The organism is Streptococcus fryi (genome assembly GCF_053206505.1).
The window spans coordinates 1-14,465 of sequence record NZ_JBRUGW010000004.1; the positions used below are offsets into that span (position 1 = coordinate 1).

A 14,465-nucleotide genomic window follows, 5' to 3' on the forward strand; every position below is an offset into this window, starting at 1 on the left:
GCATAACGTCCATCATAACCTGATCCAATATAAACAGTGTCAGCAGTCGCTCTAATAACATCTCCATATTGCTTCTCCAGTTCTGCTAGGGTTAAGCTGTCAATTTGCTCCTTGAAGGACATTTTTGATACCTTGCGGTCTAACCATTGCTGGTTGATTGTTTTAGTCCATCCCAAATCACTACGACTAGGAATGTCAAAGCTCTGTGTATCACTATTCCAAGACATTTTAGCCTGTCTCATGCCTTGATTGACCGCTTGGGCAAGACTATCGATGGCACTAAAAATCTTCGGAGAAGAGGCATGAAAAGCTCGGAGTTTGTCTAACTTCTCTTGTAGTTTTCGCTTAAGTTCTTGCTGGATATCAATTTGGCGGTCTAGGCTATTGAGCAGTGAGTAATTGGGCCGGTCACTGGCATACTCCAAATTCCAGAGCTTACGGTAACGAATAATAGTTTGCTCTGCCTTGGCAATCAAGTCAACCAACTGATCTTCGTGAAGACTTGTACTGTCAACCTCAGCCACATAGCGACTTGGAAGATCCGCCGTTGCCTGAGCTATCGCCTCATTGAGCAGGATACAAGCTCTGGTCAGCGGCATGAGTACCGTGCTAGCATAAGCTTTGGCAGAATCATAAGCATGACCAGATAAATCACTACTATTGTAAACAAAGTCATTCAAAGCTTTTTGTAAAGACATGTAGCCTTCTATTTGACGATTCAAGGTTGCTGTCGTACTGCTAGCTTGATGCTGTGAATTTTCCAAAAACATGGAAATACCCATCTTAGTTTTCTCCTCTCCCTCTTAGTCTATCTTTGAGTTCTTCTTGCTGTTGGTTGAATGCTCTCTGGCGATGAATATGATTATCTAGCTGTTCTTGTAGACCTCTACGAAACTGTCGTTGTTGCTCATCGTGCTGTTCTGCTAGATTTTGATAATAAGCCCAATCAGAACTATCTCTAAACAAAGAGCTCACCTCTTCAAAATATGCTGAAGCATGTCTTGAAACCGCATCATATTCTTCTGACAGGGTCTGAAGGTGATTCTTCTCCCTTGCCAGTTGCTCCTCTGCTTGAACCAAGTCCTTTTCAAGTTTATCTGTGTCTTTCCTAGTCATTCAAAGAAAACCTCCTCGCCTCATCACTAATTCGAGAAAGTTGGACAGACAGTTGCTTATCCATGGCTTGGAATGCACTGGATAAATTCTGGATGTTGTTGGACATGGCTGTGATGACCTCAACCATAACTGTTGCCGTTGTTTGAGCGAGGTCAATGGCAGAGCTAGCAGTAGTATTTCCTGCAATAGTGGATTGACTATCTTTAGTAATGACATACCCACTGGAAATAGTAGTTGTAGCATTAGCAAGAGCTGTTGCTCGTTGACTGGCTTGAGCTATATTGTTTTTTAATTCAACCATACCGAATCCTTTGAAATATCTCGTTTTATTGAGTTAACTCTATCATATTTCACGATTTTTTCAATATCGTCTGATAACGTGATGCATACATGGGTTTAGTTTTTATAACTAATAATTGCAATAAATACCATTAAAGAAGCATTCAAAACTAAAACATAGGCTCACAAAAGCGTGAAACTCTGTTTTAGTTTTCCAAGAAAACATTTTGACTCATAACTATTGTCAATGAAAACTCGGTTTTTCTTGGTCCTTTTTGAAACTTTCCTGACATTTCTGAAAAAAGTGTCCGATGATCTCCGAACATTCTCAATAAAGTAGGCATTTCAAAGTTGTTTTATGAGGTTCTACATCATTCCTCAATCACAGCTATCAATCATAAAGCCCTCAACAGATAATTAATCTGCTGAGAGCCTCTTATCATTTTATCAAATCATGCTATTGCTTACGACCACAAAAGTTGGTGGTAAAGGTCAACATAGGCATGACTGGCAGTATCCCAAGAGAAATCTCTTGTCATGGCTTGCCATTGAAGAGATGCCCAAACATCTTTGCGATGGTGGTAAAGGTCAAGTGCCTTCGTTAAGGTCTCCATCATCCAGAAACCTGAGAAGTTATTGAAAGCAAATCCTGTACCTGAACCGTCATATTCATTGTAAGCACTAACTGTATCTCTAAGTCCACCAACCTCATGCACCAAGGGTAGCGTTCCGTATCTCATAGCCATCATCTGCGAGAGCCCACATGGTTCAAAGGCTGACGGCATCAAGAAAATATCTGCCGCTGCATATATTTGTTGTGCCAAACCTAAATCAAAGGTGATATTGGCTGAAACTTTATCTCTGAATACTTCGCCAAACCATGAAAAAGCATTCTCATAAGCAGGATACCCTGTCCCTAAAATCACAATCTGAACATCCATTTGAACCATATGCGTCAGCTCGTTGACCACTAAGTCAAAACCTTTCTGGTCTGTCAAACGAGAGACAACACCAATCATAGGAACATCGACCCTCTGTGGCAAACCTAATCTCTCCTGTAAGGCTAGTTTATTTTGGGTTTTACCGGATAAGTCATGGGCATTAAAATGATATGGCAGATGGTTATCTGTCTCTGGATTGAGTAAATCAGTATCAATACCATTAACAATCCCTGATATTTTACCCGATTCCATTCGCATGACATGGTCAAGTCCCTTGCCAAATTCTGGTGTCATGATTTCACGCGCATAACTTGGGGAAACAGTCGTCACCCTATCTGCATAAAGAGTCGCTGCCTTCATCCAATTAAGGCATCCATTCCAACGAAGGGTCCCATCATTGTATCGCTCCATACCAACACCAAACAAGTCACCCAACATGCCCGGATCAAACTGACCTTGGAATTCAATATTATGAATGGTAAAGACTGTCTTGATATAACGATAGGCTTCAATCCAATGGTATTTTTCTTTTAATAAGAAGGGAATCATGGCTGTATGGTAATCATGCACATGTAAAACATCTGGAATAAAGTCTATTTTTTCCATCATCTCCAGGGCAGCCAATTGGAAGAAGGCAAAACGCTCACCATCATCCCAATCGCCATAAACCTTGCCCCTAAAGAAATAATCACGGTTATCTACAAAATAGAAGGTTACGCCATCACGATAGGCACGCTTGACACCCACATACTGATGACGCCAACCAACGTTGATAAAGAAATAGAAGAGGTCTTCCATCTCACCACCAAATTTGGCGTCAACAACATCATAGTAAGGTAAAATAACCCGTACATCGTGACCTGACTTCACTAGAGATTTTGGTAAAGCACCAATCACATCTCCCAAGCCACCCGTCTTAGCAAAAGGTGCTCCTTCTGCTGCTACAAATAAGATTTTCATTGAATGATATCTCCAGTAATTTTCTGTCCTTTACCGATAACGATAGGTTTTTCAAGATTACCACGAATGGTCACTCCAGCAGGAATTGTTACCGTCTTGTCGATAATCGCATACTCAACAGTGGCTCCTTCTTCGATAGTTACTTTTGGGAAGATTACTGAATGGGATACTTTGGCTCCTTCTTTGACATGACAACTACGAGACACGATAGAATGTTCAACTGTACCTGTAATAATACTACCAGAGGCGAATTGTGAGTTGTTCACAACAGATTTCTCATCAAAGTAAGTTGATTCTTCATTTTTTACCTTAGTAAACACTCTCTGATTTGAATAGAGGAGAGATTGGAACTTGTTGCGATCAAGCATATCCATATTGGCATCATAATATGATTTGACAGAATAGATATTTGACAAGTAGCCCGTATATTCAAAAGCTAAGGCACGCTCTTCAATGATTAACTCTCTTAACAAGAAACGGATTTTTCTTGGGTCATCTTTCTTAGCTTCTTCCTCTAATTTTGAGATTAACCAAGGTGTATCAACGACATACATATCGGCAGACATTGGGATAAGTTCATCTGTGCAATCTTCATAACTATGTTTACCAATAACGACATCAGTTTCATCAATTTGTAAAATGTCATTGGCTCCAGAGACACTTTTTTTAGGTAATTTCTTATAAACGACAGTTATCGGTTTTTTATTGGCATTGTGAAGATGGATGACTTGCTCAAGATTGATATTACATAGAATATCACAACTCATATAAACCGTCTGATCGCTCCCAGAACGTTTTAAATAGGTCAAAATTTGGTTGTAGTAGTCTTCATCAGCTATTTCATGCGTTTGGTCTGTGTTATAAAAACCAAGATAATAATGGCTCAAAAGCGTATGAAGTCCCCATTCACGACCACTGCGGATATGGTCAAAAATGGAACGAATATTTTGCCCACGGAAGATACCATAAACACTACGAATACCGGCATTGGCTAAGCTCGACAATTGGAAGTCTATCAAGCGATATTTGCCATCAAAAGGTAAATTGGCTAATGGACGGTTGTCTGTCAGACTTTCCATGTCAGGAAAGCCAATCGCATTCCCTAAAATCGCAGAGTATTTATCACTTTTCATCTTGAGCCCTCACTTTTTCATTATATCCGATAACCTGAACTTCTTCTGTCCCATCAATGACAACATCATCTCCAATAACTGCACCTTCTCCAATGATAGCACGTGTTATTTTTGCATTTTTTCCAATCTTGGCACCGCTCATGATGAAGCTATCTTTGATTTCGGCACCAACCTCAATCTTAACATTAGTTGACAAAATCGAATGGTCTACGGTTCCTTCAACCATACAGCCGTCAACAACCAGCGAATCTTTGACGCTTGCAGTATCAGAAATGAAATTTGGCGGAGCAATGACGTTTTTAGAGTAAATCTTCCACGAACGGTCACGGCTATCTAATGCATTGTCAACATCAATGTACTCCATGTTAGCTTCCCAAAGAGACTCGATAGTCCCTACGTCTTTCCAATAGCCATTGAAATTATAAGTATACACACGTTCACCACTTTGAATATAGGCTGGGATAACGTGCGAGCCAAAGTCTGACATATCAACACCGTTTTTATCTGCATCAACAAGTAATTCTCTCAAACGTGCCCAGTTGAAAATGTAAATCCCCATGGATGCCTTGGTTGATTTCGGATTAGCTGGTTTTTCCTCAAACTCAACAATACGGTCATTGGTATCAGTATTCATGATACCAAATCGACTTGCCTCTTTTAATGGTACATCAATAACGGCAACTGTCAAACTTGCCATATTATCCTTGTGGGTCTGAAGCATATGATCATAGTCCATTTTGTAAATATGGTCCCCTGATAAAATGAGAACATATTCTGGATTAATGCTGTCAATATAGTCAATGTTTTGGTAAATGGCATGACTTGTTCCTAAGAACCAGCGATTGCCTTCACTAGCTGAATATGGTTGAAGAATGGTTGCTCCAGAGTCAATACCATCAAGTCCCCAAGCCGAGCCATTGCCGATATGGCTATTCAAGGCTAAAGGCTGGTACTGTGTAATCACACCGACATTGTGGATACCAGAGTTGGCACAGTTAGAAAGGGCAAAATCAATAATACGATAACGGCCGCCAAACTGAACAGCTGGCTTTGCAATACTTTGGGTTAATTTCCCAAGACGGGTACCTTGTCCACCCGCAAGAACAAGTGCTAACATCTCATTTTTCATAGGATATCCTTCTTTTTATTTTTAAGCTCTGTTAGTGATAAGTTGTCATATTAAGAAGACATAAATCAAAATGCATCAAACCTTTACTTCTTAAGTCGACGTTTTAATTTCCAGATACTTGCACCCATTGCTGGTAGTGTGAAACTTAGTGTATTCTCATAGTGCTTCCATAAACCAGGTTGTGTCTTAGTGACTGGGTTAGTATCTTTCCAAACACCACCGAATTCTTCCATTTCGGTATTGAGAACTTCCTCATAAATACCCGCTACAGGCAAACCAATTGTAAAGTTATGACGCTCTACTGGTGTCATATTGAAAACACAAAGGAGAAATTCACCTTTGGCTGTTTGACGGATAAAGGAAAGGACTGTCTCTGCCTTATTATCTGCGTCAATAATTTCAATGCCATCATAGCTATCATCAATTGTCCAAAGGGCCTTATGTTCTTTGTAAAAACGATTGAGGTGGGTTGTAAATGCCTGCATCTTTTGATTGAGTGGGTCTTCTAAGTTACACCATTCTAATTCATGATCAGATTTCCATTCTAAGAATTGACCAAACTCACCACCCATGAAAAGTAATTTTTTACCAGGATGGCAGATTTGATAGGTATAGAGATTTCTTAGGCTGGCAAATTGATTGTAACGGTCCCCCCACATCTTATGCATCATGCTCTTCTTGCCATGCACAACTTCGTCATGCGAGAATGGCAGGACAAAATTTTCTGCAAAAACATACATGAAACTAAAGGTAACCAAGTTAAAATCATATTGACGATAGACAGGATCTGTCTCGTAAAATCTGAGAATATCATTCATCCAGCCCATGTTCCATTTGTAATCAAAGCCTAGATTTTCCAATGGGGAGGCTGTAGTGATTGGTGTGCTAGCTGTTGACTCTTCAGCAATCATCATCACATCAGGGTGATAATGTTTAACAACTCCATTTAAACGCTGGAGGAAATGATATCCTTCATAATTACGATTACCACCATCACAATTTGGCGTCCATGGGCCTTCATCATAATCAAGATAAAGCATATTACTAACAGCGTCCACACGAATACCATCAATATGGAACTGTTCTATCCAGTATAAAGCACTCGATAGCAAGAAGGACTGAACCTGATGTTTGCCAAGATCAAAGTTCAAAGCTCCCCAACGATAATTGTGGGCACGATGATGATCTTGGTATTCAAATGTTGGTGTACCATCAAAATAAGCTAAAGCATCATCATTGATAGTGAAATGACCAGGTACCCAGTCCACAATAACTCCAATATTATTTAAATGGCATGCTTCAACGAAATCTTGAAATTGTTCTGGAGTACCATAAGTATGTTCAAAGGCAAAATAACCCATAAGCTGATAGCCCCAACTTGGGCCATAAGGGTGTGCCATCAAGGGTAGAAACTCGATATGGGTATATTGTTTTTCAACAACATAAGGAATCAAGTCATCTTTTAATTCCTTAAAAGTCATCGGCTGACCATCTGGACGTTTTTTCCACGAACCTGCGTGTACCTCATAAATATTGACAGGACGTGACTTAAACCCAAACCTTTTCCGACGTCCCATCCAGAGACCATCTTTCCATTTGCGCTCTGAATGACCGAGTAAGATAGCACCTGTGTTTGGTCTTTTTTCAAGGAAACGCGCAAATGGATCGGTCTTTTCAACAACATGACCTCCTTGACGTCTGATACGGTATTTATAAACTTGTCCTACTTGAGCATATGGTGAGAAAGCCTCCCAGACACCTGATTCATGACGTGTCATTGCTAAGGGAAATTCCGACCAACCTGTAAAATCCCCAATGACCTCAACAAATTCAGCATTTGGTGCCCAAACTCTAAACACAAAACCATCTTGACCATCATTATTAAATGGGTGAGCTCCAAGGTAATTTTGAGCATGGAAATTTTCTCCTGTTCCAAATGTCCATAACGCTTCTTCGATATTCATTAAACCACTCCTCCTAAATAGTAAGCGAATTCAATCTGCGGAATTTTCAGATTATTTATCTTTGAAAACCACCTTTTTAGCAAGATATCTAGTCAACAACAGACTATATACACATTTGATAAGCAAGCAATAAAACTGTTCTAAACAAAAATAACCTAAGGAAATCCCTAGGTTATGATCTTTGTCAAGGTACATTTTTATATCGTTTCTGTAAATCAAGACTGATTTTTGAAAACGCTTATCTATATTTAAAATTATACCATACAAAAAGTATTATGTCATGTTGATTATAATATTTTTTTCATTTTTATTGAAAGTAATGGTGTAAGTATTTCCATCTGTTATCTCAAAACTGACAGCCCCCGTACCTGGGGTTCCTTCGGTAATAAAAACATGCTGTCTAATTTTTTCAAAACTGTCATAAGAAAAGGCAGGATCAAATCGCTTTAATCGAATCAGTCGCTTAATGCGCTCAATACTTGAACGGTATTTTGTGACCAAATGCCAATCAACCTGATTGACTGAATCCGGAGCGTTGTAAGAATTCATAGCACGTTCCTTATCATCGTGTGTCAATTCCCCGTCTTCACCAGTGGCAAAACGTTTCGTTCTGAAAAACTCCTGTCCAAGTTGCATAAAACAGATGCCCTGAGCTAATAAATTAATTCCTGTTGCCAGTTCAACCCGTTTAATATGCTCTTCTTCACTGTCTTCTGGATGCAATTCCCAAAGTAAATCATTCAAATTATAATTATCGTGTGCCTCAACATAATTGACAACTTGATCTGGACTAAGGTAATAGCTTAATTCATCACTCCCCAAGATACTTTTGGCAACCTTATCCTCAGTATCTTGTCCAGAGACAAAGCCCCTGTCAAAATGCCCGTAGACTTCTGCTCCTTTAACAGCATTCCTCTGATCGTCATTGAAAAAACCAATTCTAGGCATTTGATAGGCATTACCTTTTTTAGCCTTCTGTTCTGGAGAAAGACCAGTTCCCATATCCCAACCTTCTCCATACATTAAAATACGAGGATCAATCTCATCTAATCGCTGTCTAATCAAATTCATCGTTTCAACATCATGAATACCCATTAGGTCAAAACGGAAACCATCAATATTATATTCCTCGACCCAATAAACAATGGAATCGATCATATATTTTCGAAACATTTCTTTTTCACTAGCCGTTTCATTACCAACACCTGTTCCATTTTGGAAAGAGCCATCTGGATTCATACGGTAATAATAATCTGGAACAGCCAACTGGAATGCGGAGTCTTTATTGGAATAGGTGTGATTGTAGACAACATCCATGATAACACCAATTCCCGCATCATGATAAGCTTGTATCACTTGTTTTAACTCTAATATACGAGCAACTGGGTTATGAGGATTACTCGAAAAACTGGCTTCTGGCACATTATAATTTTCAGGATCATATCCCCAATTATAAGCATAATCACCATTATCATCAAAGGTTTGATGATGATCAAAAATAGGTTGCAACTGAATGTGACTAACCCCTAAAGATTTGATATAGTCAAATCCTGTGGCATCACCATTGGCATTAGTTGTCCCTTCTTCAATCATACCAAGGAATTTGCCTCTCTTGTCAAGACTAACACCTGAGGTCTCAGATTTTGAAAAATCTCTGACATGTAACTCTAAAATGACAGATTGATTTGGATTGGCCAAACGCCATTTTGCATCTTTACCATGAGATACCTTGAATCCCTCGGGTTGTCGATCTTTTTCAGCTATGATAACTGAACGTCTACCATCTGCTGTCGTCGCAATAGAGTAAGGGTCTCTCGTGTGTCTGAAAGTTCTTTTTCGGTAATAAACACGATAGCGATAGGCTTGATAGTTGTAATCTCCTAACAGACTTATTTCCCATAAGCCAATCGTGTTTTCGGCATGGTTATCTGGGTTAACATGTTCACCTCTGACCATAGGAATTACCTGTTGCACACTAGCCTTGTCATCTGTCGAGGCATACAAGATCAATTCTACACGTTCTGCTGTCGGTGCCCAAAGGCGAAAATCTGTTTTTTCTTCACTATATTGATAACCAAGCCAACCTGTGAATCCCCATTTTTTATCAAACATTTTACTATTTGTCGCCATATCAAATGCGTGAACATGACGGCTAGCATAGTGAAGACTAGCTACGGCAGCTTGTCGTGAATGATAGACTAACGGATCCCCATCAACCACCCAAACCTCTGATTTAGGAACACCATAAGGTCTGTTTATGGTATATTCTAAACTCTTTTTACTCCAATCACGGTTTTTAACTAGAAAAAAGGCTTGTCCAACAAAATAATCAGCTGGAAAGGTCAGATTTGCAACTACTCCAAAGCTATCAAAGCGTAAAAAACAAGCTTCTTCTCCTAATTTCCCTTCTTGCCATTGCCAAATATTCAAATCAAAATAATTACTATATTTACTATGAAAATGCACAATTACCGCATTATCCATCTTTTTTTCCTTCCCTCTTCTTACTCTACCTCTCGTCCTCTGCCTGATAGCTCTGTTCAAAATCATCAACTTCATTACTAAACTGCTTTGCCATCTCTATTAGTTGTATTTCTTCTGGTGATAGACTCATGGCATCATCTGATATTTCATCCGTGTTCGCATAAAATGTAATGTGATTTTTTAAATTTTCCAAACGAATCGGTGCATCTCCACCATATTCCCCGTCTAAGTTAATCATCATGCGGCTTGGACCTAAAGGCTCAATCGTCAGATGACTTGTTTTAATATAAACCACACGATGATCTGTAATATGTTTACCACTTTGAATCAAACGAATCAGATGAATAATCTCAAATAAACTATCCGTTGTCACTAAAATCAAGGTGAAATTACCATCATCAAGTTTAGCATCGGGTGCAATGGTTTCAAATCCACCAACAGAATTTGTCAAGGCAACAAAGATCATTGAGGCATCACCTTCAAAAACACCACCATCGTAGGTCACCCTTACAGGAACATTCTTTATCTGAGGTAGTAACTCGACTCCTTTGACTAAATAAGCCAAATACCCAAAAATAGTTTTTAACTGACTAGGCACATTATAGGTCACCTCTGTCAAACTTCCTGCTGCAGCAATATTGATAAAATAGACATCATCATTTGCTTTACCAATGTCCATTTGAACCATTTGTTGACGTCCAATCAATTTCGCTGCTTCTACTGGATTATTTCTAGGTATCTTAAGGGCTCTGGCAAAATCATTAGTCGTTCCTGTGGGGATAACAGCCATCTGCGGTCTCTTCTCAAGAGGAGCAAGGCCATTAACGACTTCATTTATTGTGCCATCACCACCTGCTGCAACAATAAGATCAAATCCCGCTAGTCCTGCTCGTCTTGCTTCATTTTTGGCTGAATGTAAAGCCGGGGTCGTTTGGAAGGTACTCGTCTCATACCCAAATCCCTCTAGGATATCCAGTACTTCTGCCACTTTTTTTTTCATGATTTCTTGACCTGAAGTCGGGTTATAAATCAATCGTGCTCTTTTTTGATAATCAGACATTACCCCTTCCTTTCTAATGCTACTAGCCAAGTTTCATCTTTTATGTCAATGCCAAGTTCTTGTGCTTTAGACAGCTTACTACCAGCATCAGCTCCAGCAATAACCAAGTCGGTTTTTTTAGAAACACTACCTGTTACCTTAGCTCCTAAGGCTAATAGTTTTTCCTTAGCTTCTTGACGCGTCAACTGCTCTAATTTACCTGTTAGGACAACTGTTTTCCCCGATAACAGAGCATTTTCTTTTACTTGCTGACCAAGATAAGTCAAGTTAACACCATACTGGTCTAATTCTTTTATCAGTTCCTGAGCTCCTTCTGTATCAAAATAAGCTCTAACAGATGTTGCAATAACCTTACCTAGTCCTTCAATACTAGCAATAACGTCTGTATCTGCTTTAGCTAAATCCTTTAGGTGACCAAATTTTTCTAATAAGAGACGACTTGCCTTACTACCAACATGTCGGATACCTAAGCCAAAAAGCAATTTTTCAGCAGAATTTTGCTTGGAACGTTGAATGGCTTGATATAACTTTTCAGCAGATTTTTCCTTGAATCCGTCTAAGGTTAATAAATCTTCGATACTCAAGCGGTAAATATCAGCAACATCATGAATCAATTTCCCTTTGAATAATTTCTCAACAATAGAAGCACCTAATCCGTTGATATTCATAGCATCTCGGCTTGCAAAATGCTCCAAACTCCGTTGAATGAGACTTGGACATTGTGGGTTAATACACCTCAACGCAACTTCGTCTTCAAAGTGGACAAGTGTCTCTTGACAAGACGGACAATGGGTTGGAATAGGCATTACTTCTTGATGATGACGCTTATCCATGACCACTTTTAAAACGGCAGGGATAATGTCTCCAGCTTTATACACCACAACAGTATCACCAATACGAATGTCTTTATCTTTGATGTAATCCACATTGTGCAAGGTTGCACGACTAACCATTGTTCCAGCCAACTGAACAGGGCTTAAATTTGCTGTCGGAGTGACGACCCCTGTTCGACCAACTGTCCAGTCCACTGACAGAATCTCTGCCTCTTTTTCTTCTGCTGGAAATTTATAAGCAACAGCCCAACGGGGTGCTTTGACAGTAAAGCCTAATTCTTCTTGCATGGCAAGACTATCAACCTTAATTACAATCCCATCAATATCGTAAGGCAAGTCAGCTCTTACTTTATCAATCTTTTGAATAAAGTCCCAAATCTCAGTCATATCTGATGACAATAAATGAGTCTGATTGACTGCAAAGCCTAATTCAGCCAAATGAGACAAGACCTCTGATTGCAGCAAGCGATCGGTCACGCCAGCCTCTTGGTACAAAAAGGTCGCCAGTTGACGTTTTGCGACAACACCGGTATCTAGTTGGCGCAAAGTACCTGCTGCTGCATTTCTTGGATTAGCAAATTCAGCCTCACCATTTTCACGTCGCTCTGCATTGATACGGTCAAAAGATGCTTTAGGAAGATAAGCCTCTCCTCTGACAGTGATTGTGACATCATCAGGCAAGGTCAAAGGAACATCTTTAATACGTTTGATGTTCTCTGTAATATTCTCACCAATAGTCCCATCACCACGCGTTGCTCCAACTTGTAATCGCCCATCTACATAAGACAATGAAATAGATAAGCCATCAATTTTTAGCTCCGCTAAATAAGTGGCATCTGGAAATACCGACTTCACTTTTCGATCAAAATCATTCAGTTCTTCACGTGAAAAAGCATCCTGTAAAGAATATAAGGGATACTCATGCTGATATTTGCTAAATCCGTCTAAAACAAGACCTCCCACACGATGTGTAGGGCTATCTACTTGAACAAGATCCGGATAAGCTGTTTCTAAGTCAACCAATTTTCGGTACAATTTATCATAGTCCGCATCTGAAATACTTGGATTATCCTTAGTGTAGTAATCATCTGCATACTGGTTGAGACGAGCAACCAACTCTTTCATTTGTCTTTCCATACCTACTATTTTACCATAAAATCAAAAGAAGAGGGAGCGAGACAACAATCCTGATTTCATTGAAATCAATTTTGTCGTCCCACTCCACTCCCGTAAGATTAATGATATAGAGTAGTCCATTATCTATACTCATTTTATACTTGTAGTCGAAAACTGTATCAAGTAACGATTACTCAATTGACTCAAAGTATGAGGTTATCTGATCCAACCTCTCACTCAAAATACTGTTATAACCAATAACCATTATCAGTGGTACATCAGAAATCCACACGTTTAGCTAAATGTTCTATCAAAAGGCTACCAATTAAAAGAGAGGCTAATTCCCCACTAAATAAAGTAAACCAAGTCCACACTATAGGTGCTTCAAATAGAATATAAAGTTCAATAGCAATGGTTAGCATACTTGCTGCAAAAAAGAAAGCAAAGTAAAAATAAGCCTTATTGAAAATACCTAATCGTTCATTTAGATAGGGACTAAAAAGCTTAACACCTAACCATACGAACACCAAAGTTGACAAACCTCCAACAACAACATCAATCATCCCAAAGCTATAAAAATTGGCAATCATACAACCAATCGTCACTGCTATCAGGTACTTAGGATGGCGAAACGCTAAAAAGTTAAGCATTTCGGATACCCTAAACTGCAAAGGCCCAAAGCTAATAGCATTTAGAGGCGGGACAACGGTTAGGACAACATAGATTGCTGCCACTAGAGCCAGTTGAATGTAGTCACGAACGGTAAACTGTTTCATCATATTTTTCTCCTTTGACGGTCACTGCCGTTTATAATATGCTTGGCGAAAGGAAAACTAAGCACCAAGGGTTGATTAACAACCCGTTTAGTATAACACAAGATAGAAAAGTTGCCAACTCATTTTCTATCTTGCCACAAAAATAGCACTTTTTTGGTATAATGGCATTATGAAAACTATTAAACACTTTTTAAACAATGAGATTATAAAGTATATTATTGCTGGCGTTCTGGCTACCTTAGTCTATTTAGTTATCAGATTAGGACTTTATCCAGTCTTAAATAATGCCACTGCAGCATCTATAGTCGCTAATATTTCGGCTATTTGTTTTGCCTTTATTACCAATGATCGATACGTTTTTAGGCAAGACAGGCATGGCTGGCAAGAACGCTTTACCAAATTCTTCATTGCTCGTCTTGCGACCTTAGCATTAGACTTTTTACTCGCATTTTTCTTGGTTGATACATTCCCTAATATCATAGGACAATTCGTCAACGGGAATTTAAATAAGGTCAACAGTATCGTCACCATTATTAGTCAAGTCCTAATCTTTGTTGGGAACTATATCATTAGTAAATACCTCGTTTTTAACAAAGAAACCAATCATTAAGAACACTTTAAAAAGAGGTTCTGGGCAAAAAGCTCAGCACCTCTTTTCCACAGTCATCATACAA

General features: G+C 39.1%; 12 protein-coding genes and 1 riboswitch. Of the genes, 1 reads left to right on the top strand and 11 read right to left on the bottom strand.

Annotation, left to right across the window (positions count from 1 at the left end; all coding sequences use genetic code 11):
* The 11 genes from ACVRZH_RS02040 to ACVRZH_RS02090 form a co-directional block, all read right to left on the bottom strand.
* Window positions 1-782, bottom strand: a 782-nt coding sequence (locus ACVRZH_RS02040) for an LXG domain-containing protein (protein WP_447453663.1), incomplete at its 3' end; no start/stop codon positions are given.
* Between the two features lies 1 nt (window position 783).
* Window positions 784-1,116 carry a hypothetical protein gene (locus ACVRZH_RS02045; protein ID WP_447453664.1) on the bottom strand — a complete coding sequence of 111 codons (333 nt, stop codon included), beginning with the start codon at window positions 1,114-1,116 and terminating at the stop codon, window positions 784-786.
* Window positions 1,109-1,417 carry a TIGR04197 family type VII secretion effector gene (locus ACVRZH_RS02050; RefSeq protein ID WP_447453665.1) on the bottom strand — a complete coding sequence of 103 codons (309 nt, stop codon included), beginning with the start codon at window positions 1,415-1,417 and terminating at the stop codon, window positions 1,109-1,111. The genes ACVRZH_RS02045 and ACVRZH_RS02050 overlap by 8 nt, the downstream gene beginning before the upstream one ends.
* 442 nt (window positions 1,418-1,859) lie before the next feature.
* Entirely contained in the window at window positions 1,860-3,296 is a 1,437-nt protein-coding gene (glgA, locus tag ACVRZH_RS02055) for a glycogen synthase GlgA (protein ID WP_447453666.1), read from the bottom strand.
* Entirely contained in the window at window positions 3,293-4,429 is a 1,137-nt protein-coding gene (gene glgD / locus ACVRZH_RS02060; RefSeq protein WP_447453667.1) for a glucose-1-phosphate adenylyltransferase subunit GlgD, read from the bottom strand. The genes glgA and glgD overlap by 4 nt, the downstream gene beginning before the upstream one ends.
* Window positions 4,419-5,558: a glucose-1-phosphate adenylyltransferase gene (locus ACVRZH_RS02065; protein WP_447453668.1), complete on the bottom strand. Its 1,140-nt coding sequence runs from the start codon at window positions 5,556-5,558 to the stop codon at window positions 4,419-4,421. Before ACVRZH_RS02065 ends, glgD begins: the two co-directional genes overlap by 11 nt.
* A gap of 83 nt (window positions 5,559-5,641) precedes the next feature.
* Window positions 5,642-7,522: a 1,4-alpha-glucan branching protein GlgB gene (gene glgB, locus ACVRZH_RS02070; RefSeq protein ID WP_447453669.1), complete on the bottom strand. Its 1,881-nt coding sequence runs from the start codon at window positions 7,520-7,522 to the stop codon at window positions 5,642-5,644.
* 273 nt (window positions 7,523-7,795) lie between these two features.
* On the bottom strand, window positions 7,796-10,006 hold the full coding sequence (pulA, locus tag ACVRZH_RS02075) for a type I pullulanase (protein WP_447453670.1): 2,211 nt from the start codon (window positions 10,004-10,006) through the stop codon (window positions 7,796-7,798).
* Between the two features lie 25 nt (window positions 10,007-10,031).
* On the bottom strand, window positions 10,032-11,066 hold the full coding sequence (locus ACVRZH_RS02080) for a diacylglycerol kinase (RefSeq protein ID WP_447453671.1): 1,035 nt from the start codon (window positions 11,064-11,066) through the stop codon (window positions 10,032-10,034).
* Complete coding sequence (gene ligA / locus ACVRZH_RS02085; protein WP_447453672.1) at window positions 11,066-13,036, bottom strand: NAD-dependent DNA ligase LigA; 1,971 nt, start codon at window positions 13,034-13,036, stop codon at window positions 11,066-11,068. The genes ACVRZH_RS02080 and ligA overlap by 1 nt, the downstream gene beginning before the upstream one ends.
* Window positions 13,037-13,293: 257 nt before the next feature.
* The gene (locus ACVRZH_RS02090) at window positions 13,294-13,791 is read right to left on the bottom strand and encodes a QueT transporter family protein (RefSeq protein WP_447453720.1); all 498 of its coding nucleotides are present in this window, start codon (window positions 13,789-13,791) and stop codon (window positions 13,294-13,296) included.
* A riboswitch (PreQ1 riboswitch) is annotated at window positions 13,792-13,891 on the bottom strand.
* A 69-nt stretch (window positions 13,892-13,960) separates the two neighbouring features.
* On the opposite strand from ACVRZH_RS02090, the gene ACVRZH_RS02095 reads away from it, so the two are divergent.
* A complete protein-coding gene (locus ACVRZH_RS02095; protein ID WP_447453673.1) occupies window positions 13,961-14,401 on the top strand; it encodes a GtrA family protein in 441 nt (146 codons plus the stop codon).
* Window positions 14,402-14,465: the final 64 nt, after the last annotated feature.